Origin of the sequence: Empedobacter sp. GD03865, assembly GCF_029840775.1 — a bacterium.
GTDB lineage: Bacteria > Bacteroidota > Bacteroidia > Flavobacteriales > Weeksellaceae > Empedobacter > Empedobacter falsenii_B.
The window spans coordinates 34,729-57,226 of the sequence record NZ_JAOCDF010000019.1 but is presented as its reverse complement, the minus strand read 5'-3'; the positions used below and the strand labels follow the sequence as shown (position 1 = coordinate 57,226).

The window sequence follows — 22,498 nt, the reverse complement described above, 5'->3', positions numbered from 1 at the left end:
GAACTGATGACTAAAATAAAATATAAAGCTGATAAAGCAGGAATAGAGCTTATTATAGCATAAACTATAATTTTTGAGGGTGATTGTACACCCATAAGGTGAGGTTGATCACGAACACTCACTAAATGTAAACAACATATACAACGCGTGAGCTCACTTACTTTCATCAATAATTAATAGCAGATACTCTTTGGAGTTGCTAACTTTACGTAGACAAAATAGAGTTTGATTTTTAAGTCTTTATCTTTGAAATTATGAATAGTAAAGGCACTCGTTACAGCACCGAATTTAAAATAAAATAAATTTTCTTTCAAGCTGCTTCAATACAACTTACTTATTCTATCAAATCGAAAAATCACTCAATATGACAACTAAAACTAGCTTTTTGTTTATTTGATTAATTTCGAAACAATGTCATTCCGACATTAGGAGGAATCTCTAAATGTTTTTAATTCTATAAAATAAAAACCTCCGCTCAATAATTTGAGCGGAGGTTTCTTTTTACGCATATTTAGTAAAGTCTATATATCGTCAAAATCGATATTGGTAAAAGATTCAACTTGTGTTTCGTCTTTACCCACAACTTTATTTTTTGGATCAAAATCTTTTTGATGTCTTTCCGAAATCACCTCTTGGCCTTTTTGTGCAAAAACAAAATCGGTCGTTTCGTCTAACATATCTTTGAAACTTTCAAAATCTTCTTTGTACAAGTAGATTTTATGTTTTTTGTAATACACATTTCCATCGTCCTGCGTATTTTTTTTACTTTCTGTAATCGTCAAGTAATAATCACCTGCTCTTGTTTCGCGAACATCGAAAAAATAAGTTCTTCTTCCAGCCCTTAATACCTTTGAAAAGACTCCTTCTGCATCCACCTTTTCTTGGTTTTCAAAATCATTCATAAGTCTAAATAGAGTTTAATTGTTAAATGTTTCCTAACAAATCTAAAAAAAATTAAGAAAACAACAACATTTTAACCAAATATTTTCTCTTTTTTTATTAAATCTCTATGAATAAACTTAATCTAGCAGTTGTTTATTGTACAATTCATAATAATAACCATGCTTATTTAATAATTCGCTGTTCGAACCATTTTCTAAAACATGACCATCTTCTAAAACCAAAATCTGATCAGCGCGCTTTGCAGAAGACACACGATGCGTAATAATGATGGTTGTTTTACCATTAATCTCAGAAGATAAATTATTTAAGATTTGTTCTTCGGTTTCGGTATCTACAGCAGACAAACTATCATCAAAGATTAATATTTGTGGATCATTCACCAATGCACGAGCTATAGAAACACGTTGTTTTTGACCTCCAGAAAGCGTAACGCCGCGTTCACCAACAACTGTTTCGTAACGTTCTTTAAATCGATCAATATTATCATGAACAACAGCTTTCTTCGCAAAAATTTCAGCCGTTTGCTCATCTGTATCGTCAGAACCAAACAAAATATTATTGGTTAGCGAATCCGAGAAAAGGAAAGCTTCTTGCGGTACATAACCAATTTCTTCTCGAATAGATTCTACATTAATATCATGAATATTTTTATCATCAATCAAAATTTCACCAGAAGTTGGTTCCAACGAACGCGCAACTAACAAAGCAATTGTCGATTTTCCTGAACCTGTTTTTCCAAGAATCGCTAAAGTTTCACCTTTATTAATTTTGAACGAAACATTATCCAACGCTTTAATTCCTGTGTTTTCGTAGATATACGTCACATTCTTAAATTCAATTGTACCTTCTACTTCGTGATTCACTAATTGTTTTTCTTTTACATCAGTTTCGGCATTCAAAAATTCGTTGATACGAAACATCGACGCTTCTGCACGCTGTACAACCATCGTAATCCAACCCAACGAAGTAAATGGCCAAATTAACATATTTAGGTAAAGGAAAAATTGAGCAATAGAACCAATATCCATTGTTCCTTCTATATATTTTACTCCTCCCAAATACAAAATCACCAAATTACTCACTCCAACTACAACAACCATCAAAGGTCCAAAAGCAGCTTGAATTTGAGCTAAATTAAGCGCACGTTTCTGATATTCATCTGCTTCAACTTCGTATTTAGATTTTATAAATTCTTCTGAGTTGAATGATTTTATCACGCGAATCCCAGCAAAAGTATCTTGCACAGACGACGAAATCGTAGATTGTTGTTCTTGTACGCGCTTACTTTTCTTGTTAATATTTCGTGCAACATTATAAATTAACAATGATAAAATAGGCAAAGGAGCCAATGTATAAAGCGTTAATTGCTTATCAATTTGCAACATAAAATACGCAATAATCACAACTCGCGATACCAAATCAATTGGATACATAATTCCAGGGCCAAGATACATGCGTACCAATCCGACATCTTCGGTAATCCGATTCATCAAATCGCCCGTTTTGTGTTTTTTGTAAAAGGACAACGATAATTTTTGATACTTATCGTAAATCACATTTTTCAAATCGAACTCAATATAACGCGATGCTACAATGATCATTTGTCGAGTACCAACTGTCAAAACTCCTCCCAAAACTTTAAAAAAGAAAAAAGCCAAACTAGCGTACATCAAACCATCTTTCAAAAGATCGAGGTTATCTGTTCCTTCTTTCTTAAAATTTCGTAGCAATTCTTCAACTGTATTGATTGCTTCTCTAATATATGTAACGGAATAAACCTGCACCCAATTGGCACAAATCGTAAAAATGAAGCCCAAAAATATTCTCCATTTATACTTCCATAAAAATTTATTTAACTTTTGTAATGATTTCACAAAACAAAATTACATTCTTTTTTTTACCTTTGCATCAATTTATTAGACGTTATATCATTGAAATTATGTTGGGAAGAAGACAACTACGCGAAAAAGTAATGCAGAATATCTATGCTTACAATAGTTTAGGAACTGAAGGCGAAGAAAGAGCGGTCGAGAAAAATATGATGAAAAGTATCGATCAAATCTACGATTTGTACATTTATCTCCTAAATTTGATTAAAGTTCAAAAGGACATTGCAGAGCATAAAATTGAACTTGCAAAATCAAAAAACTTTCCAACCCAAGAAGATTTAAATCCAAATTTAAAATTTGTTCAGAATAAAGTATTCAAAATTATTGAACAAAATCTTGAATTAACTCGTTATTCAACTGACAACAAGTTTTTACTTTGGGATATTTATGATTCTTATCCAAACAATATCTTTAAAAATTTGACAGAAAGCGAATTGTACAAAACGTACATGAGCAGTGACAAACATTCTTTTGAGGAAGACAAAGAATTTATCTTGAACTTTTTCGTAGAATTTATTGCTGAATATGAAGATTTGCACGATTACTTAGAAGGAATTCAGATCACGTGGGCAGACGATGTACATATTGCAAATGCGATGGTACATACAACGATAAAATCGTTCCGTCAAAACAGTTCTCCGTTGATTTCTTTGTTCAAAGTTTACAAAGATTTAGATGACAAAAAATTTACTGAAGAATTATTCCGTAAAACTATTCGTCACCAAGCAGAAACTAGAAAAATCATTGACGAAAAAGCTCAAAACTGGGAATTAGATCGTATTGCGACAATCGATTTGATTATTTTGGAAATGGCTTTGACAGAATTTTTATATTTCTCAAATATTCCTGCAAAAGTTACGATTAACGAATATGTGGAATTAGCGAAAAGTTATTCAACAGAAAAATCGCGTGTTTTTGTTAACGGAATCTTAGATAAAACATTAAAAGAGTTAAAAGACAATAATAATTTACCAAAATACGGTAGAGGTTTATTATAATCACTATTTTTTCTTAATTTTGACTAAGACAAATAATTATAAAAATGAAAAGTAAATTATTTATTTTAGGTGCATTTGCATTATCATTCGCAATCAGCTCTTGTGGAGAAAAAAAAGCTAGCGACAATTTTACAGCAGAAGAAACAGCTCAACAAGCTGAAAATGTTGTAGATCCAGCTACAGCTCCAGTTTTAACATTAGCAGAAGCAAATCACGATTTTGGCGATGTAAAAGCTAACAATAAAGTAGAAACATATGTCAAGTTCAAAAACGATGGTAAATCTCCATTAGTTATTCGCGATGCGTCTGCAACTTGTGGTTGTACAGTTCCTGAATTCCCTTCTACTCCAATTGCAGTAGGAGCTACAGACTCTATCAAAGTTGTTTACACAGCTGGAAACATGAACGGAAAACAACAAAAAACAGTAACTTTAGTAACAAACACAACAAATGGTCACGAGAAATTTGACATTTCTGCAAACGTTGTTGGAGCTACTGCAAATGATCAAAATGCACAACAAGCATTTGGACAATAAGTATTAAATCGATAAAATATAAAAATGATTCAAACAATCTTTTTACAAGCTGGTGCACAAGGCGGAGGAATGTCTATGCTTTTGATGTTCGGAGGGATGTTCGTAATTATGTACTTTTTCATGATTCGTCCTCAACAAAAGAAAGCGAAACAAGAAAAACAATTTCAAACGGATATCAAACGTGGTGATCAAGTTGTAACAACTTCTGGTATTCACGGGAAAATCAACGAAATTTATGACGACGCTGTTATCATCGAAACTGGAGCTGGAAAAATTAAATTCGAAAAAGCTGCAATTTCTCGCGAATTAACTGCTGCACGTTATTCAAAAACGACTGACAAATCAGAAAAAGCAGTTGAAGAAAAAAACTAAGTTTAAGGTTAACATATATTTAACTGATTGCCGGAGGAATTATTCTTCGGCATTTTTTTAACTTCAAACCATGAAAAACAACCAACCTTTTGTAGCAGGAATTACTGGCGGAATAGGCTCTGGCAAAAGTACAGCAGCAAAATTCTTCGAAGAATTAGGTATTCCGGTATATAATTCTGACACAAGAGCCAAAACGATTCAAAATGAAAACTCTGAAGTAAAAGTTAAAATTATTGCAGCTTTTGGTGAAGAAGCTTACAATGAAAATGGTTTGAATAAACCATATCTATCAAAACAAGTTTTTCAGAATAATGAAAAATTGAAGCTATTAAATTCAATTGTTCATCCAGCAGTTTTCCAAGATTTTGAAAATTGGAAAAAAGCTCAAAAATCGGATATTGTGATGAAAGAAGCTGCTATTTTAATAGAAAGTGGAAGTTACAAAGATTGCGATGTTGTGATAAGTGTAGTGGTTGATCTGGAAACGAGAATTGCACGAACTATAGAAAGAGATGGTTTATCACGAGAAGAAATTCTTGCAAGAATAAACAATCAGATTTCGGACGAAGAACGAATCGCTAAATCAGATTTTATCATTGATAATAATGGCGATTTAGCTCACTTGAAAAATGAAGTGGAAGAAACGTTTATCAAAATCAAAAAAATGATTTAATCGTCCAAACTTTAACAAAAAGATAGAAATTAGAAAAGATTAAACTATTTTTAATCATTCAATAAAAAATAAATGAAAAAAGGATTTTATAAAATCTTAATCGTTATCATGAGTGTTGCCCTTATAGGATTGATAATCATTCAATTCTATTGGCTAAACTTAACAATTCAGAATGGTACAGACAGTTTTAACAACAACGTGTACCAAGCGATGAATTATACAACTGAAAAAATAAATAAAAACGAATTAGAACGCTATTATAAGAAATTCAATAATATACAATCAGATTTAAAGTCAAATAAAGATAAACCGCAAGTTGTAACCAATCAAGTCATCAAAGATTCGCTTGGTGTAACGTATGCTTATGTAACGCGTTATGTGGTCGAAAAATCGATGTTGCCGTCATCTGGAAAATACAATGATAGTTTGACGAAAGCGAATATTTATTCGCAGGAGCGAGTTTTCAAGATAGACAAAGATTCTTCTGCTAGAGGAATTCCGAATCTGAATCTGAATTTTGAGCACGCTTTACAAGACGGAACATTTACGCTGGAAAGCGCTGCGCGTTGGGATGCAGGCTCTACGCCGATCGACAAACGTGTGAATTATGCAATGTTAGATTCGATTTTGAAAAACGAATTACGTAACAGAGGAATTCATCAAGCAATGCCAATTTTGGCAGTTTTGAAAAAAGATTCGACAGAAACAAATGTCAAATCAAAAGATTTTGATCGCAATAAAATCGAATTTATGGTTCCGCTATTTTTGGACAGAAAGGATCATATCGAATATTATTTGGCAGCAAATTTTGTTAACCGAAATTTAGCCATTGTTGCGCCAACAGTTCCAGTTATTTCATTGACATTTATCTTAACCATGATTATTATTACGGTTTTCTCATTGTCAATTTATTACATGCAATTGCAACGCAAGAGTTCGGAAATTAAGACTGATTTTATCAATAATATGACGCACGAATTCAAAACGCCTATTGCAACCATTAATATTGCGTCTGATGCATTGCGTAACGAAAAAATATTTACTGATCCTGAAAAGGTGAAATATTATGCAGATTTGATCAAACAAGAGAACAAACGTATGAATGCTCACGTTGAGATGGTCTTACGAATGTCAAAGCTTGATCGCAATCAAATGGATATGAATTTTCAGGAAGTAAATTTGAATGGCATTGTACAAAAAAGTGTTGAGCCGATAAGATTTATTGTAGAAGAAAGAAATGGTACAATATTTGAAGAATACAATGCAGAACAATCATTTGTAAAAGGAGATCCGTTCCATTTAGAGAATATCGTTATTAATGTATTGGATAATGCTCGAAAATACTCTCCAAACACACCGGAGATTAGAGTAAAAACATACAACAAAGACAACAATTTTTTAATTGAAATTTCTGATAAAGGAATGGGAATGCCGCAAAACGTTCTGAAAAAAATATTTGAACAATTTTATAGAGAAGAAACGGGAAATATACACAATGTAAAAGGTCATGGACTTGGGTTGGCTTATGTCAAAAAAATCGTTCAGCTTCACGGTGGACAAGTTTGGGCAGAAAGTTCAGCAGGAAAAGGAAGTACTTTTTTCATTAAAATTCCTCTAAAATCATAGATCAATGAGTGATAAACAACGATTACTTTTAGTAGAAGATGATCCAAGCTTCGGAAGTGTATTAAAGGATTATTTGGTTATAAACGATTTTGACGTAACGCACGCAATCGATGGTGAAGACGGTCTTGCCAAATTTAAAGAAAGTGATTATGATCTATGCATCCTTGATGTAATGATGCCTAAAAAAGATGGTTTTACATTAGGAAAAGAGATCAAAGAACTAAAAAGTGAACAACCAATTATATTTTTAACAGCGAAAAACATGCGCGAGGATGTTTTGAATGGTTACAAAATTGGAGCAGACGACTATGTCTTAAAACCATTTGATTCAGAAGTTTTATTGTACAAAATAAAAGCTGTTTTACAACGTAATTCTGGTGAAGAAGAAAAATTTGAACAAGAAGATTTCAAAATTGGTAAATTCACGTTCAATGCAAAATTGAGACAATTAATTTACGATGGTAAATCACAAAAATTATCGCCAAAAGAAAACGAATTGTTACGTTTATTGGCTGTATATAAAAACGATTTAATGCCACGTGAAATTGCCTTAACACGCATTTGGCATGATGACAACTATTTTACATCACGTTCAATGGACGTTTACATCGCAAAACTACGAAAATATCTAAAGAAAGATCCTGCAGTAGAAATCGTGAATATTCACGGCGAAGGATTCAGATTATTGGTACAAGAATAATCCATCATTACTAAAAATATAAAACCTCAACTTATCGTTGAGGTTTTTTTTATGTGATTTAGTTTAATGATCTACTTTAGCACCTAAATTTCTATATTGTGCTCTAAATTTTTCTGCCCATTTATACCACTCCTCATATTGTGCATCAGGATGATTTTCTTTATCTAAAAAAGATTTGATATAATCATCTGAAAAATCTTTTGGATAATTTTGCATGGCGTCAAACTTGTTGTTTAACCAAGCTTCGTTTAAGATAAAATTCATTCGATTCACATCAAAAATATTTTTCTCAAATTCATGATAAGAACCTGTTGCAGAAGATTTGAAGGTGGTTTTTAGAACTTCTTGATTTGTTCGCGCAAAAACTGCTTTTTTGTTATCATTGTACCAAGCAGCTGCATTTCTTAATTGTTGCTTTTCATCGACTTTTCCTTTGGCATCTGCCCAAATTGCTAACCAATATTCTTTTTGATATAAGCCCATTAAAATTGAGTTTAAAGACCAATATTTCCGTTTAGTTTTATTATCAACCAATCCTAATTTATATAAAACTGTAAAGAATTTGTATTTGTTGTACATAAACATATCCATGATGAATTTGTTTGAAGTAAATAATTTTTGAGGTTGAGCTTGATTTAGGTCATCTGATAATTTATCTATTATCAAATTTTTGTCATCCGAATAATTTCCTAACCAACCCAACTTTAATAACGGAATAGAAAAAGATTTCATTTCGTTTACAACCTCATCGATATTGATTGGATCGGAAAACCACACATCATCTTCCGTTACCAAAACATAATCTGACGAAGATTTAACCTCATTATACCATAAATCTGTTGGTATTGTAAAGCCGTCAATTTTATCACCTTTTGTTATATTTTCTTCAATCGCTTTTATTTTATCTTGATATTGACTCGAAGTAATAATTTTAGCATTTGGAAATTTTGATTTAATAACTTCTAAATACTTTTTTGGCGTACCATCATCCAAAATTTTAATTTCAAAATTACCTTTTACACAAGTATAAATTGATCGTAAACATCGATCTAAATAATAGGGACGATTGAAGGATTTTATAATTATGGTGATCATAAAAATTTTCGTTTTAATTTTTTAAAGAACGTATTTTCTTGATCAAAAATAAAGCGAGGTAAATTTTCTATTGATTCAACTTTTTTACCATATAAAACCGAAATATTTCTTCTTTTACAAGTAGTTAATAAAACAATATGCCAATTTTTATTCAATTTATCTTTCTTAGATTTATCTTGAGAAACACCTTTATCATGAATGCGGTATAAGTACTGGAAAGAATCAATAAAGTAAAACTCGCCTAACTCGTATAATTTCATGTATAAATCTTGATCAACTGCAGAAGTTAAATTTGAATCAATTCCCTGTGTTTGATCATAAATCTCTTTCTTGAACGTAAAAAAATGAGCCACTTCAAAATTAATATTAAAAAACGTTTTATGATTATTTTTTATCTTTTTTGTAAAGTTAAACTCACCCTTTTCTTGTGAAAATTCATCAATTAATTTAATTTTAGAATATGTTGAAATGATGTCTGCATTATTTTTGTACGCATCCATAACATCTTCCAATGCATTAGCCACAATCCTATCATCAGGATCCACAAATCCACAAATATCACCACTTGCTTCCTCAACGCATCTTCTTTTGGTATACCCAACTTTTTTGTTTGCTGAATTACGGAATAATTTAATTTTATCATCCTGCTTCGATAATTCCACGAGTTTTTCATAAGATCCATCGTTAGAACAATCATCTACAATTATCATTTCATAATCGAGATAAGTTTGATTTAGAATAGATTGATAACATTCTTGGAAATAATTCCAATTGTTATAATGAGCGATTAAAACAGAGAATTTCATATTACAACAGCTTTACTAATTGTTCTTGCTTATTCACAATAATAGAATTTGATGGAACATCTTTATGAATAACACATCCTGCACCTATTATTACATTATCTCCAATCGTAACATCTTTTAATATTACAACATTTGCTCCAGTCCAAACATTATTACCTATTTTAATAAAACCAATATTAAAATCTGTTTTAGAAACTGAAAATGGTTCTTTTGTATACTGATGATTATGATCAAACAATTTCATCCCTTCTCCTAAAATACAATTTTCTCCAATTGTTATTTCTCCTAAACACGAAATCGTAGCTCTTGTGATGTATGTATTTTTACCTATTGAAAGTTTAGCTTCTTTCTTTACTGTCAAATAATTTGATTCATTAATAGTTACATTTTCTTCTATGTTGATATGAGCTGATGAAGAAATGTCATAAAAATTATTAATTCCCAATTTAAAATCATTTGAAATTCTAGATTTAGAATTTTGTTTGAAAAGCTTTAAAGCTTCATTCTTTTTAGCTTTATTTATTAATTTATCTAAGGTCAAAAATATTTTATTCAACATAGTTTCAGGTTTATTTTTACAAATATAATAAGTTGTATTTTAACACTTAATAATTAATATATATTATTAAATTTGTTTTCCAAAATAAATTTATCAAAATCTAATACTTTGATTTCAAATTTCCCTCTTATTAGCATAAATATTCCTATTTTCAAATGTGAAGATTATATTTTTAGATGTTTAGAATCTGTTAAAAATCAAACTTATCAAAACATCGAGATTATTCTGGTTAATGATTGTACACCTGATGATAGTATCTCGATCATTGAAGAATATATGACCTTAAATAAGGAATTGAACATTCAATTACATCATCTAACTACGAATCAAGGCTTGTCTGTGGTTCGTAATACAGGAATTGAAAAGTCGACTGGAAAATTTATCTATTTCTTGGACAGCGATGATGATATAGAATCAAATTGCATTGAATTATTGGTAAATAATCAACTCCAAACTAATAGTCAAATGGTTATTGCTCAAAATCGTTGGATGAATACATTCGATAATACGACGAAAGATTTTGGTTTTCCTACAAGATCTAAATTAAAAATTTACGATTCAAATTCGAGTATTTTTAAAGCTTATTGTAGTAAAATGTTCCCAATAACTTCATGGAACAAATTAATTGATTTAGAGTTTATTAAAAAAAATAACATTTATTTTGTTCCAGGTTTATATGCACAAGATGAATTATGGATGTTTCATTGTATGGAAAAAATAGAAACTTTGTCGATTATTGATGACATTACGTATAATTACTATTTACATGCGAATTCTGTTATCTTTAATCGAACAAAAAGAAACTCAGAAAATCATCAAACAATCTTAGAGTGGATTGTAAAATCATATAATAATACAGATGATACCGAACGAAAAAAATTGATAAGAGGCTGGATTTTGAATTTCAAGACTACAATTATTCAAATGCAATGGAAGGTTTTGAAAGATGAAACTTATTTTAAAACAAACTATAATCGCATGAAAAAGGCACCTAGCCTATTACTTTCTGATTATTTAAGTGATGATTTTACTAAACAACAAAAAAAGGAAAATCTATTGCTAAATCTTCCTACAAATCTTGGATTTAAAATTTTTAAGAAACGTTATGAGGGGTGATTATTGGTAGTTTGTTAACTCTGGTAAAACAGTGTTGTCGTGAATTAATTTATTATTATATTTTAAATTTAATGGACACATAATCTGAGTTGAAACTTCAAGTAAAGAAAAAGGATACCCTTTATTTCTTCCTTTCATATCTCCTGGATTCATTTTTAATTGTTCTAATTTTTCGTCCATTCTCTTTTCCAATTCAATATACCATTCTGAAGTAAATTTAGTATTACTTTTGTTGATATATGCACCTGTCCCTAGACATAATTTATAATAATATCTTAAATCATTATCTATATTTTTGCCCTGTCCTTTACTTAAACTTAATCTATTGAACTGTGTATAAGCTAAAAGCCATTTATCAGAGTTAATTATCCTATCAAACGAATCACTCCATGAGTTTTTAATTGACTTTATATCACAATATCCTCCTCCATAAAAATGTGCAAAATAGCAACGTAAATAATCTGATTTATGATTTAATGATAAATAATCATATCCCTCGTGTAGAGGATATTCTGGTAAGATATACTCATGTAAATTCTGAGGAGTAATTAATTTCACTTCAACGCCAGAATGATCGACCAATGATTGATAACCTTTTTTCCTATTTTCAGACATTTCATTCTCACCTGTCCAAAAACAATATATAACACGATCTACTTTTGATTCAAAATTTGGAAATGGTTCATAATCATTTTGTAAAAAAAGACCAGGATATCTATTTTTATCATATTTATATTTAAAAATTTCTTGTCTTTTAACCCTCCAAAACTCTCTTAAACTATATAATTTCGAATAAATTGTCCCTAAATATTTCTGAGACAAAAAACTAATTCTGTTTCTAATTTCGTTCATTATACTATTTTTTTATATTACCAGTAACACCCTCCTTCTACTTTATCAAATCCTTTCGGCTTTTCGTCGGCATATACCCATCCATTTCCTCTCAATGAGGTATAATGCTCCCATTCTTCCCAACGTTTACCTTTTATTCCGAATAAAAGTTGAGTAACCCCTCCTAAATGAATTGCTTGTTTTCCTTTATTTTTTATATAACTTGCCAATGGAAAACCATAAGCACCACATCCCAAAATTGCTATATCAAAATCGGTTTGATCTATCTGTTTTTTCATAAATTCTAAAGCTTCAAACCAATTTTCAAAATCAGATTTCTCATCAGCAATTGACTGAACAGCTTTAATCGTTATTAACTCAAATTCAGGTAAAACATTTTTATTTTTGTATATATTTTCTCTATTCTTATACTGATTAATGATAGTTTGTTCAAAGGGATGAATAACTAAAACTTTTTTTCCTTCTAATGCTTTTGTCCAAGGATTTGTAAAAAACCAAGGTTCTAATTCTCTAATATTACATAAATGAGTATTTGATGGAATTGTAGGTACATATTCTTCTAACTCATTCCAAACTCCTAAAATATCTAAATTCTTAGCATCTTCTAAATAAAGGTTTATAAATTTTTCTAATAAATTTTTATCATTTGGAAAAAAGCCAGACAATTTACAAAGGTTATCTAAGTATTTTGATGAACTTTTCCAATTCAACCCAATATTTCCTATTAAATATTTGTAGATACCTTTAAGATCGTTATTAATTTCTTTTTGGACTATATGATTCACTATAGCCTTAGATTCTGTACTTCCAAGACGAGCAATCATAAATGGTTTCCTTGATTCGATTAATGTATAAATTAAATCATTTGTCTGTCTGTTTTTTTCTTTTATTTTATAATAAGAAAAAAACTTACTATTACGCTTTAGAAAAAATGGTCTTGTTCTTTTTCCTAATCGAAACAGATAATGAAAATTGTTATCAGTGATCATTTTTATGAGCTAAAATTTTTATAAAATCACTTAAATCTAAAACATTAAACATTAGATATAAATATTTTAGATTATATTGAACATTTGTTCGATAAACAGGTCGATAATTTCTATATAACATCTTACACATTTCCAATTTAGTTATGTAATCAAAACTATCCGCATATTTATCTAATAGATAATACATATAATCTGCATTACCTTTCATTTTTCTAACTTTCAATTTAGTATCTCTTCTATTACCTGAAATATTAATATCCGATCTTCTAAATGTCATATATTCATCTCTAATCATATAGATTCTAGAAAACTCTGAAAATTCTAAAAGAGCGATTGCATCAGAGCCAAATGCTAATTCTATATTTCTAAATTTATATTTTAAATATTTATCTTTTCTAAAAATATTTTCACTTAAAGTACTAAAAGCTTCATTAAAAAATAATTTTTTAAAAAAAACTGTTGAAGATTCTATTTTTTCATATTGATAAGGTCCTTGTACAACATTACCTTTTGTATCTATTACCTTGCAATTGTATTTAACAACTGTTATGTTTGATTGAATTACTTCAGGTAAATTTAAATAAAACTTATCAATGTAATTTTCTGTTAGGATATCATCATCACAAAGCAACATAATCCATTCCTCATTTTCAGTAAGGTCATCAATACACCTTTCCCACTGCTTAGTCAGGTATTTTCCTCCAATGTTTGTATCATATCTTTTATATTTTGTAATGATACTTGAGTATTTATCAATCAATTCAGAAGGATTTTCAGTACTTGAATCGTCTCCTATATACAGATTAAAATTTTGATTTGATTGATTTTGCAAAGAAATCAATGTCTCTTCAAAATAAGTTAATTTATAATACGGGATAACTATTGCTAATTTAATCTCTGACATAATACTTTTTAATTAAATTGTTCAAATACACTTCTTTATCTTGAATAGAAAATTGATACTGCAATTCATGAATATCAATCGAATAATGTTCCCCTTTATTTTCCATTAACTTCATCGCAGGTTTTTGTAGTATTTCCTCGAAGGCTTCTACTATTTCTGGTATAAAGTAATTTTCGGCATAAGCCACATTCACAATTCTATTCCAACGGTTAGACTGAATGTATTGAAGCGCAATATCCTTAACATCTTCTACATCAATTAGATTACGTGTTGCATGTTGGTGCACATTCAATTGTTGATTCGTTATAATTTGGCGATAAAGATAATTCATCAACAAATTAGGGTTTCCTCCTATTCCAACCGCATTACTAATTCTAAGAATAAGATAATTGGCTGTATTTTGTTTGATTACTTCTTCGATATGCAACTTATGCAGCACATACGGACTGTTATATTTAGAAGAATCATAAATGGAACATGTACTAAAATAAACAAACAATTTGTTTGAATATTTTGCCATTGTCTCCTCAACTAAATTTTGTTCGCGTAAAAACTCTTCTTCCCTTGTTTCTGAAGAATTAGAAACTCCAGAAGCAAAAAAAACAACATCATCTCTATCGCTATCAAGAAACTGAGAAGCAATTAACCCTTTACCAATAATCATAATAAATGATCTAAAATAAGTTGTGATGCATTTCCATTTCCAAAAGGATTAATAAAATTATTATTTCCTTTTTGTAATTCGTTGTAAAATTCATCTTTTATCATTTGCTTATTTGCACCAACTAATACACCACATCCACATGCTAAAACTTCTGGTCGCTCGGTTTCTTCTCGCAGTATAATAACTCTTTTCTGTAGAGTTGGGGCTTCTTCTTGGATTCCACCAGAATCAGAAATAATTAGTAGTGATTTTGCCATTAATTTTACCGCCTCTATATAGTTCAGTGGTTCTATAAATTTTATATTTTGTGGAACATCATCAAATGTTTTGAAAATAAACTCTCTCGTTTTTGGATTAGGGTGTAAACTCCAATAAAATGTAATCAAAGGATTCTCAATCGCCAATTCTTTTATAGCCTCGCAAATAAAAAACATATTTTCACTAATATTTTCTCTTCTATGTGCTGTAATAAAAACGGTAGCTTCTTTTTCTAAAGATATAGCCTCTTTTTTTAAGACGTGGCTTAATAAATCAATAATTGTATTTCCTGTAAGTATAATTTTATCTTCAGAAATATTCTCTTTTAATAAATTATTTTTAGCAAGTTCTGTTGGTGCAAAATTTATTTTACTTGTCAACGAAACTACTCTACGGTTATACTCTTCTGGAAAAGGAAAACAAATATCATCTGTTCTTAATCCTGCTTCTACATGATAAAATTCTTTTTTTTCTAAAAATGCAACCATTGATGAAGCAAGAACAGTAAATGTATCTCCTTGAGCAATTATTTTTTCTATTGCATTCGATTTTACAATCTCAGCAATACCATCTATTAATTTTGCTAATAAATTAGAATTTGAATACTCATTTGATTGGGATTTAAGAAAATAATCTGGCTTAAAATCAAATAATTCTTCCATTTCTGTCAAAATGTTGGTATGTTGACCCGTGTTTATTGTAATAAACTGCAATCTTCTTTTCTTTGCTTCAAGTAAAATTGGATATACTTTCAGAAATTCAGGTCGAGTTCCATAGATTAAGGCTATCATTTTAGTTCAGTTGGTTTTAAATCGTATTAATATTATCCGTTGTGCTTTTTTTTTGTTTATTTTATCAATAAAACTGTCATTTCGAGTGGAATTCTGAAAGAATTTTGTGTCGAGAAAAAAGTTATTGAAGATAAAATTCTATGCTCGATTAATTTTCTACATTTTATTTCGATAAATCACTCGAATTCACGAATTTTAATTCAAAATGCACAACTGGTTAAATATAAGTAAAATTAATAGAATCTTTAGTAAAGGTTATTCTTATGACCTTATCATCTCTTACTAAAAAGATTTTTTAGCACATAGTTAACAATCATACGAAATGGAATTTGATTCAGAACCTGTTCTACTTCTATCATCTTATGATTGTAAATTACATTATGCACTTCCTTTTTCCCATTTTTTAGTTCAGCAAACTCTCTTGTTTTATAATAAGCATGTACATAATCTTTGAATGGATTTGGATAATCTCTATCATGCCATGTTCCGACAAAATGATGAGTTGCATAATTTTTAGGTAAATCTAAACAGAAATAAGTAGATGGGTAAATTACAATTCCATCTTTTCCTTCTTGGTATTCATCTCTATCAGGGTCAATTCCATATTCTTTCACTAATAAATCAGATACAAAAACGGTATTAGTCGTTAAGTCGAAACTTGTTTTTTCATCATAAAAATCAATTACTCGTTTTGCCCAAGGATGTCCTTTTTCTGTTGCCCAAAGTGCTGTAAAAGGTGAACCTTTAATCTCAAAACCAGAAAATGCACGATGAATTAAAAATTCATCCAACGAAAACTTTACCTCAACATCAATATCCATATAAATACCTCCATATTGATACAAAGCTAATGCTCGTGAATAATCAGAAACAAATGCCCACTTTTTATTCTCTGCAGCTAATCTAACATATTCACAACAATTGATATCGAAGTTAGTTTCATTCCATTCCATAATTTTGTAATCAGGAAGGGCTTTTTTCCAACTTTCAAGACAGATATAAAAAGATGCTGGTTTAGGATTACCTCCAAACCAACAGTAATGGATTATTTTTGGGATCATTTTTATTATTTTATATATTTAGAAAAGATTTTTAGTATTCTATTTTTTAAAAATAAAAATTTCAATCGTGTACTTTTCACTTTCATTAATTTGTTAAAAAAAGATTTGTTAAAAACACTTTCGTAATCCCAGTAAGATTCCATCTCATTCAATCTATCTACTAAATTATAGGAAGTTGTATTAGTTTTTTCTAAATGAGACAACGCGGCTCCCTTTGGATTATTATAAAGTAAATTTCTGAAATTACTTGTTAAACCATCATTTAAATATTCAGATTCAACAATTGAAAAATTAAAATAAATTAATTTATATATTTGGAATATACGATTATATACAACTGATTCTTTAATAAATTTTTCATTTTCAAATTGAGGATATTTATATTTTTGATGAACATGATGTAGAAACACTAAAGAAAATTCTCCAAATATCCCATATTTAGATAACATTTCGTATGGAGTAGAGACAATAGTAGTGTAAGGTATTTCCTTATTTACTTGGTAGTTATCTCTCGATTTCTGTTTATGAGGAAAAGCTAAACATATTATTTGTTCATTTTCATCTATATGACACAAATTTCGTGTAATTAAATCAATACCATTCAAAAGAAGGATATCATCACTATCTACCGTAACAAAGTATTTCGTAGCTATATGATCTAATGCTGTATTTATGGCGATATGCTTCCCTTGATTATTTTGATACAAATAGCTAATTTTAAAATCCGCTTTCAAAATAAACTTATTAACTAATTCATTTGTATTGTCCGTACTACCATCGTCAACAATCAACCATTCGAAATCTTTATTTGATTGATTCAATAAACTTTCAAATAATTGAGGTAAAATATATGCTCTATTATATGTAGGAGTAAAAACTGTTATCATATTGAGTTAATAATAGCTAAAAATTGTTGCTTAATAATATTGTCATTGTGTAGTTTTAAAAATTCTACTGGATTTTTATTCAAATCCAATTTTTCTAAATCTAGAGCTTGATTATAGTTTGTTTTTAAAACAATATCATTCATAAGATGTAACCACTCAGTAATATTCCCAGTTTCAAATCCAATTATTTTTTTACCATATTGATTGGCTAGTACTACATTACCAGAATTTAAAATTTTATATCTAGGTAAAAATATAATATTAGACGCTGAAAAATAATTTGATAATATATCAGGTTGTATAAATTTATTTGGCCCAATTATTATTTTTTTAAAATATTTTAAATAAGAATAATATATTTTTTGCTTAAAATACCCTAAAGAAAATCGCTTTATAGGTTGTTGATATGAAAGTTTTTGAATTACTAAGACTTTATTTTTTAACTCTATTAAATTAAATATTTTTTTAACTAATTCATACTCTCCCTCCTCTCTAATACCACCAGGAACAAATATGATTCTTGAATTTTGAGGGAAATTCATCACTTTTCGAGCTTCTAAAATATTTTGTTTAAAATTAAATTTTTTAAACAAAGGATGATATAATAAAAAATGTTTAATTGGTAGATTACTGTATCTATCTTCATACATTTTTTTTGAATACTCTCCTAAATGTGCTAAAATATCAGATTTTGAATAACATATATCAAAAATAATATCTCTTTCTTTTGTTCTTGAATGGTGGGCATATTCATCATGTACTAATGATATTACTTTTGTACCCCTATCCTTGTAAAAATCAATCCGATCATTTAATTTATCTAAATCTTTTTTATTTAAATCTTTACGCCAATTAAATAAATATTCAGGCCAGTTAATTACTACAAAATCATATTCATTTATTGGATTCCAAAATTCAGATAAAGATTTACTTACTTCATAATCTTCAATACTTTCAACAATTTCCACAAGTCTTTCAACATATTCATTATCATTTTTGATAAGATCATATGCAAATAATATCTTTATCATAATTCGATATATTTACTCCAAAAAGCTTTATTTTTATGCCAAGCATGACATCCAAAAGGTAAAAGACCTTGATTTAATCGTATACCTATATCAGCACCTGAATCTAATCCAAATTTAGTCGACATTTTATATTTTGGTTTTTTTATATTCTTTGCTTCAAAACTCCAAAAGACATCTTCATTAAATAATGCCATTGGATCATTACTTTCTTTGAATTTATTAATTATTTTAGGATTAGTATGTTGAAGAGTATAAATAAATTTATTAATTTTTCTCAATGAAAATCCTCCGTTTCCTACTTGATATACTAAAATATCTTTATTGAAATACTTATTCATTTTCAAATTGAAAAACCTTCTAATTAAAAACTTTAATTTTTCGCTTCGAGTTTTTATGTAGTAAGATTTCTCTAACCACGGAGCACCTATATAGTCAAATCCTTTATTACACCAAAATGCAAGTTCATCTCTAAATACGTAACAATCTAGCTGGTAAACTAACATATAAGCAAAAGATTCGAAACGTCTATAAAAATCTAAAGATAGCATTAACTTATTATAACCTGAGATATTTTCGAAAAATATTGCATCAAAATATTCTACCTCAATACTTTTCTGTAAGATACTTTCGTAAGATGAGGTATTCAAACCCACAGGCGCTACAAATTTAATTGTATGATTCCCTAGTATTTTAAAACATTGCTTTAATGAAATAACCTCTTCAGCTGTTAATTGAATTTTATAGATCGGAATTATTATTATTTGTTTTTTCATAAACCTTTTTAATAAAATCTAAATAAACACCTTAATTTTTATTACTCATCCCAAAACTATTTCAATATTTAAGCTCAACTTTTTGAATTAAACATTTTTTTAAAATCTTCAAAAGAAATAAGGTTTAAACTTTCTTTTCTAAATTTTTCAAAAATTTTATATTCAAAAAAAGGATTATAAACATTTGTAGGTTCTCCCATTTTTTTTGTTTTTGAAATAATTCCAACTCCCCAATCAGTATCAATACAACATGATGAGATATCATTTCTTAATCTATTTTTAAAAAAACTTTTCCAGGTTGTTCCATTCCAAAATCCTTTTGATGGTGATAATTTAAAATCATAATTTTCAGAAGCGTGAAACTCAGTTGGTGGATTACAATCGTGCATTATTATAAACCCATCATCTTTTAGATATCTTAATGAATTATAAATATCTTTTTCAACTTGTTCAGCCAAATGTAATCCATCTATAAATATTACATCAAATCTTATATTTTTATCTAAAAAAGTATTATTATCCAATCCATCAAAAAAAATATCACTTGTTACTTTAAAATCAACATCATTTAATTCATCTTCAAATCCAGGGTCTACACTGTATTTAATATCAGAATTAATTAAATTAAAATTATCTTCTCTTCTTCTTACACCTATTTCTAAATAAGTCGTAGGTTGATCAAATTGAGATAAAATAAAATTAATTATATCGGTTCTTTTATATAATTTGGATAATTCTGAATTTGTTAAAAATTCCGTATTCTTATAAAATTCATTTTCCAGATATTTTTCTGCTAAATGTATTTTAAATAGTTCTGCATTATTAATAACTATTTGATTTGATTTTATAAATTTTAATTTCATTATTTCCAATTAGATTTATTATATACAATTCCATGATTATAACTACCATGTATTAAAAAAGGTGATTTTGTATCAATTACTTCAAAATGACATACATTGTTAATTTCATCATATCTTTTTAATTTTGGTATATGAATAAATAATGTTAAATTATAGTTTCCTACAGCTAAAAATTTAGATTCAATTTCTAGCACATATCTATCTTTATCTTTTATAATATTAGTTTCTGAAGAAAAAATTCTATTTTCAAATAAATCATTTACTGTAATAAATAATTTACTATCAGTTATAATAGATAAATTTTCAATATTAACTTCAATTATTATTTTATCATCGTAATCAAAAATAGCTGTTGGTATATTTAATTCATTAAGAATCTTAACTTCTTTAAAATAAATTAATTCATTTCTCTGAACTTTTGTTTTAAAAACAGAGTTCTTGTTGTTAAAATCACTTAAATAAATATTTATTATTTCTTCAATTTCACCTGTTTGAGAAATTAATCCATTTTTCATATAAATACCATAATTACATAACTGCTTTACTGAAGAAATATTATGACTAACAAAAAGAACTGTTCTACCTTCTCCTTTGGTTACATCACCCATTTTTCCTAAACATTTCTTTTGAAACTCGGCATCACCAACGGCAAGCACCTCATCAACTATCAGAATTTCAGACTCTAAATGTGCTGCAACAGCAAATGCTAAACGAACATACATTCCTGATGAATAACGTTTAACAGGAGTGTCAATATAACGTTCTACACCTGCGAAATCTACAATTTCATCAAATTTGCGGGTGATTTCTTTTCGTGTCATTCCAAGAATAGCACCGTTCAAATAAATATTTTCACGACCCGTCATTTCTGGGTGAAAGCCAGTACCCACTTCTAACAACGAAGCGATACGACCTTTGTATTTTATAGCCCCTGTTGTTGGCTTTGTAACTCGCGAAAGAAGTTTCAATAAGGTTGATTTACCTGCTCCATTACGACCAATAATTCCGACAGCCTGTCCTTGCTCTACTTGAAAATTAATATCTTTTAAAGCCCAAACGTAATCCGAATCTCCTTTTTGAGTACGATCATTGGTTTCTCCAATTTTAAGATAAGGATCTTCCTTTCCTTGAATAGAAGCAAACCATCTTTTTATATCATGTTGCAATGTTCCTGTTCCTACTTCTCCTAAACGATACTGTTTTGAAACATTTTCAACATCTAAAACTATATTTTTTGACATAATTAAATTCTAAAAAAATTAAACAGTATCCATAAATGATTTTTCAACTTTATTGAAAATTAATGTTCCAATAACTAAAAGTACAAAAATCACCAATGTTGAGTAACCTAATAAACCAATTGTAAAATCTCCTTTTCCTAAAAATCCATATTTGAAACATTCAAATATTCCCGTTAGAGGATTTAGTTCTACCAACCATCTGTATTTATCAGGAAAAGATGATAAGGGCATAATGACCGGTGTTGCGTACATAGCTAATGAAACTCCAAAACCTAATAACATATTCACATCTTGATATTTCGTTGTCAAAGATGATAAAATCATTCCTGTTCCTAGTGCAAATGCAGCCATTAAAATAATTAAAAATGGTGTTGCTAATAACCACATATTTGGTTCTATAGATGCACCAGTAAAATAATAATACAACACAACTATAATAAATAATGTGAACTGAACACCGAATCGCATTAAGTTAGACGTTACAACAGAAAGCGGCATGACCAAACGAGGAAAGTAGACTTTTCCAAAAATAGAAGCATTCCCTCTAAATACTGAAGCTGTTCCTGTAAGACAAGAAGAAAAATAATTCCAAAGTATATTTCCTGCTAAATAAAAAGCAAACATTGGAGTCCCATCAGTTGATAAACCTGCCACTCTTCCAAAAATAATAACAAACATTACTGTTGTAAGAATCGGATTGATAAAAAACCAAATTGGTCCTAAGATGGTTTGTTTAAAAGACGTAATAAAATCACGCTTCACCAACATATAAACCAAATCTCGGTAACGCCAAACTTCTTTTAAATTTAAAGAAAATAAACTATTTTTTGAAGTAATTACATTAGACCAACTTTGATTTGTTTCTGAGTTTAAACTCATAAAATAAATAAATTTAGGTTGTTTAAAATTTT

General features: G+C 28.9%; 24 protein-coding genes. 7 read left to right on the top strand and 17 right to left on the bottom strand.

Features of this window, described 5'->3' with window-relative positions; translation table 11 throughout:
- Positions 1-521: 521 nt before the first annotated feature.
- Both N5D46_RS08675 and N5D46_RS08670 read right to left on the bottom strand, forming a co-directional pair.
- Positions 522-902, bottom strand: coding sequence for a PUR family DNA/RNA-binding protein (locus N5D46_RS08675; protein WP_280049754.1), 381 nt, complete (start codon positions 900-902; stop codon positions 522-524).
- Between the two features lie 117 nt (positions 903-1,019).
- Complete coding sequence (locus tag N5D46_RS08670; RefSeq protein WP_280049753.1) at positions 1,020-2,777, bottom strand: ABC transporter ATP-binding protein; 1,758 nt, start codon at positions 2,775-2,777, stop codon at positions 1,020-1,022.
- Here N5D46_RS08670 and nusB point away from each other — a divergent pair.
- The 6 genes from nusB to N5D46_RS08640 all read left to right on the top strand — a co-directional run bounded on the left by nusB (position 2,768) and on the right by N5D46_RS08640 (position 7,697).
- Positions 2,768-3,790, top strand: a complete 1,023-nt coding sequence (gene nusB, locus N5D46_RS08665; RefSeq protein WP_280037842.1) for a transcription antitermination factor NusB — start codon at positions 2,768-2,770, stop codon at positions 3,788-3,790. The genes N5D46_RS08670 and nusB overlap by 10 nt on opposite strands.
- A gap of 44 nt (positions 3,791-3,834) precedes the next feature.
- A complete protein-coding gene (locus N5D46_RS08660) occupies positions 3,835-4,326 on the top strand; it encodes a DUF1573 domain-containing protein (RefSeq protein ID WP_280049752.1) in 492 nt (163 codons plus the stop codon).
- Positions 4,327-4,350: 24 nt separating this feature from the next.
- Positions 4,351-4,698, top strand: coding sequence for a preprotein translocase subunit YajC (gene yajC, locus N5D46_RS08655; RefSeq protein WP_038331124.1), 348 nt, complete (start codon positions 4,351-4,353; stop codon positions 4,696-4,698).
- A 70-nt stretch (positions 4,699-4,768) separates the two neighbouring features.
- Positions 4,769-5,371 carry a dephospho-CoA kinase gene (gene coaE / locus N5D46_RS08650; protein ID WP_114998925.1) on the top strand — a complete coding sequence of 201 codons (603 nt, stop codon included), beginning with the start codon at positions 4,769-4,771 and terminating at the stop codon, positions 5,369-5,371.
- Positions 5,372-5,443: 72 nt separating this feature from the next.
- Positions 5,444-6,997 carry a HAMP domain-containing sensor histidine kinase gene (locus N5D46_RS08645; protein WP_114998924.1) on the top strand — a complete coding sequence of 518 codons (1,554 nt, stop codon included), beginning with the start codon at positions 5,444-5,446 and terminating at the stop codon, positions 6,995-6,997.
- Positions 6,998-7,001: 4 nt separating this feature from the next.
- The gene (locus N5D46_RS08640; protein WP_171623967.1) at positions 7,002-7,697 is read left to right on the top strand and encodes a response regulator transcription factor; all 696 of its coding nucleotides are present in this window, start codon (positions 7,002-7,004) and stop codon (positions 7,695-7,697) included.
- A 63-nt stretch (positions 7,698-7,760) separates the two neighbouring features.
- Here N5D46_RS08640 and N5D46_RS08635 read toward each other — a convergent pair whose 3' ends face one another.
- From N5D46_RS08635 to N5D46_RS08625, 3 genes are read right to left on the bottom strand one after another with little or no spacing between them, the layout of a single operon-like run.
- Positions 7,761-8,792 carry a glycosyltransferase family 2 protein gene (locus tag N5D46_RS08635; RefSeq protein WP_280049751.1) on the bottom strand — a complete coding sequence of 344 codons (1,032 nt, stop codon included), beginning with the start codon at positions 8,790-8,792 and terminating at the stop codon, positions 7,761-7,763.
- Positions 8,789-9,598: a glycosyltransferase family 2 protein gene (locus tag N5D46_RS08630; protein WP_125350675.1), complete on the bottom strand. Its 810-nt coding sequence runs from the start codon at positions 9,596-9,598 to the stop codon at positions 8,789-8,791. The genes N5D46_RS08635 and N5D46_RS08630 overlap by 4 nt, the downstream gene beginning before the upstream one ends.
- A 1-nt stretch (position 9,599) precedes the next feature.
- Positions 9,600-10,157 carry an acyltransferase gene (locus tag N5D46_RS08625; protein ID WP_125350674.1) on the bottom strand — a complete coding sequence of 186 codons (558 nt, stop codon included), beginning with the start codon at positions 10,155-10,157 and terminating at the stop codon, positions 9,600-9,602.
- Between the two features lie 108 nt (positions 10,158-10,265).
- Here N5D46_RS08625 and N5D46_RS08620 point away from each other — a divergent pair, with 108 nt between their 5' ends.
- A complete protein-coding gene (locus tag N5D46_RS08620; RefSeq protein WP_280049750.1) occupies positions 10,266-11,273 on the top strand; it encodes a glycosyltransferase in 1,008 nt (335 codons plus the stop codon).
- Here N5D46_RS08620 and N5D46_RS08615 read toward each other — a convergent pair whose 3' ends face one another.
- The 12 genes from N5D46_RS08615 to N5D46_RS08560 all read right to left on the bottom strand — a co-directional run bounded on the left by N5D46_RS08615 (position 11,274) and on the right by N5D46_RS08560 (position 22,466).
- Positions 11,274-12,125: a capsular polysaccharide synthesis protein gene (locus N5D46_RS08615; protein ID WP_280049749.1), complete on the bottom strand. Its 852-nt coding sequence runs from the start codon at positions 12,123-12,125 to the stop codon at positions 11,274-11,276.
- Between the two features lie 17 nt (positions 12,126-12,142).
- Positions 12,143-12,949 carry a hypothetical protein gene (locus N5D46_RS08610; RefSeq protein WP_280049748.1) on the bottom strand — a complete coding sequence of 269 codons (807 nt, stop codon included), beginning with the start codon at positions 12,947-12,949 and terminating at the stop codon, positions 12,143-12,145.
- 154 nt (positions 12,950-13,103) lie between these two features.
- Positions 13,104-14,018, bottom strand: coding sequence for a glycosyltransferase (locus N5D46_RS08605; RefSeq protein WP_280049747.1), 915 nt, complete (start codon positions 14,016-14,018; stop codon positions 13,104-13,106).
- On the bottom strand, positions 14,005-14,682 hold the full coding sequence (locus tag N5D46_RS08600) for an NAD-dependent epimerase/dehydratase family protein (protein ID WP_280049746.1): 678 nt from the start codon (positions 14,680-14,682) through the stop codon (positions 14,005-14,007). The genes N5D46_RS08605 and N5D46_RS08600 overlap by 14 nt, the downstream gene beginning before the upstream one ends.
- Positions 14,679-15,731: a UDP-N-acetylglucosamine 2-epimerase (non-hydrolyzing) gene (wecB, locus tag N5D46_RS08595; RefSeq protein WP_280049745.1), complete on the bottom strand. Its 1,053-nt coding sequence runs from the start codon at positions 15,729-15,731 to the stop codon at positions 14,679-14,681. The genes N5D46_RS08600 and wecB overlap by 4 nt, the downstream gene beginning before the upstream one ends.
- 272 nt (positions 15,732-16,003) lie before the next feature.
- Positions 16,004-16,792, bottom strand: a complete 789-nt coding sequence (locus N5D46_RS08590) for a glycosyltransferase (protein ID WP_280049744.1) — start codon at positions 16,790-16,792, stop codon at positions 16,004-16,006.
- Positions 16,793-16,797: 5 nt separating this feature from the next.
- Positions 16,798-17,679 (bottom strand): glycosyltransferase family 2 protein, encoded by an 882-nt coding sequence (locus tag N5D46_RS08585; RefSeq protein WP_280049743.1) that lies wholly within the window; start codon positions 17,677-17,679, stop codon positions 16,798-16,800.
- Positions 17,676-18,710, bottom strand: coding sequence for a hypothetical protein (locus tag N5D46_RS08580; protein ID WP_280049742.1), 1,035 nt, complete (start codon positions 18,708-18,710; stop codon positions 17,676-17,678). The genes N5D46_RS08585 and N5D46_RS08580 overlap by 4 nt, the downstream gene beginning before the upstream one ends.
- Positions 18,707-19,483 carry a DUF5672 family protein gene (locus tag N5D46_RS08575; RefSeq protein ID WP_280049741.1) on the bottom strand — a complete coding sequence of 259 codons (777 nt, stop codon included), beginning with the start codon at positions 19,481-19,483 and terminating at the stop codon, positions 18,707-18,709. The genes N5D46_RS08580 and N5D46_RS08575 overlap by 4 nt, the downstream gene beginning before the upstream one ends.
- A 74-nt stretch (positions 19,484-19,557) precedes the next feature.
- The gene (locus tag N5D46_RS08570; protein ID WP_280035265.1) at positions 19,558-20,346 is read right to left on the bottom strand and encodes a class I SAM-dependent methyltransferase; all 789 of its coding nucleotides are present in this window, start codon (positions 20,344-20,346) and stop codon (positions 19,558-19,560) included.
- Positions 20,346-21,587 carry an ABC transporter ATP-binding protein gene (locus N5D46_RS08565; protein WP_280049740.1) on the bottom strand — a complete coding sequence of 414 codons (1,242 nt, stop codon included), beginning with the start codon at positions 21,585-21,587 and terminating at the stop codon, positions 20,346-20,348. The genes N5D46_RS08570 and N5D46_RS08565 overlap by 1 nt, the downstream gene beginning before the upstream one ends.
- A gap of 18 nt (positions 21,588-21,605) precedes the next feature.
- Complete coding sequence (locus tag N5D46_RS08560; protein WP_280045514.1) at positions 21,606-22,466, bottom strand: ABC transporter permease; 861 nt, start codon at positions 22,464-22,466, stop codon at positions 21,606-21,608.
- Positions 22,467-22,498 lie beyond the last annotated feature (32 nt).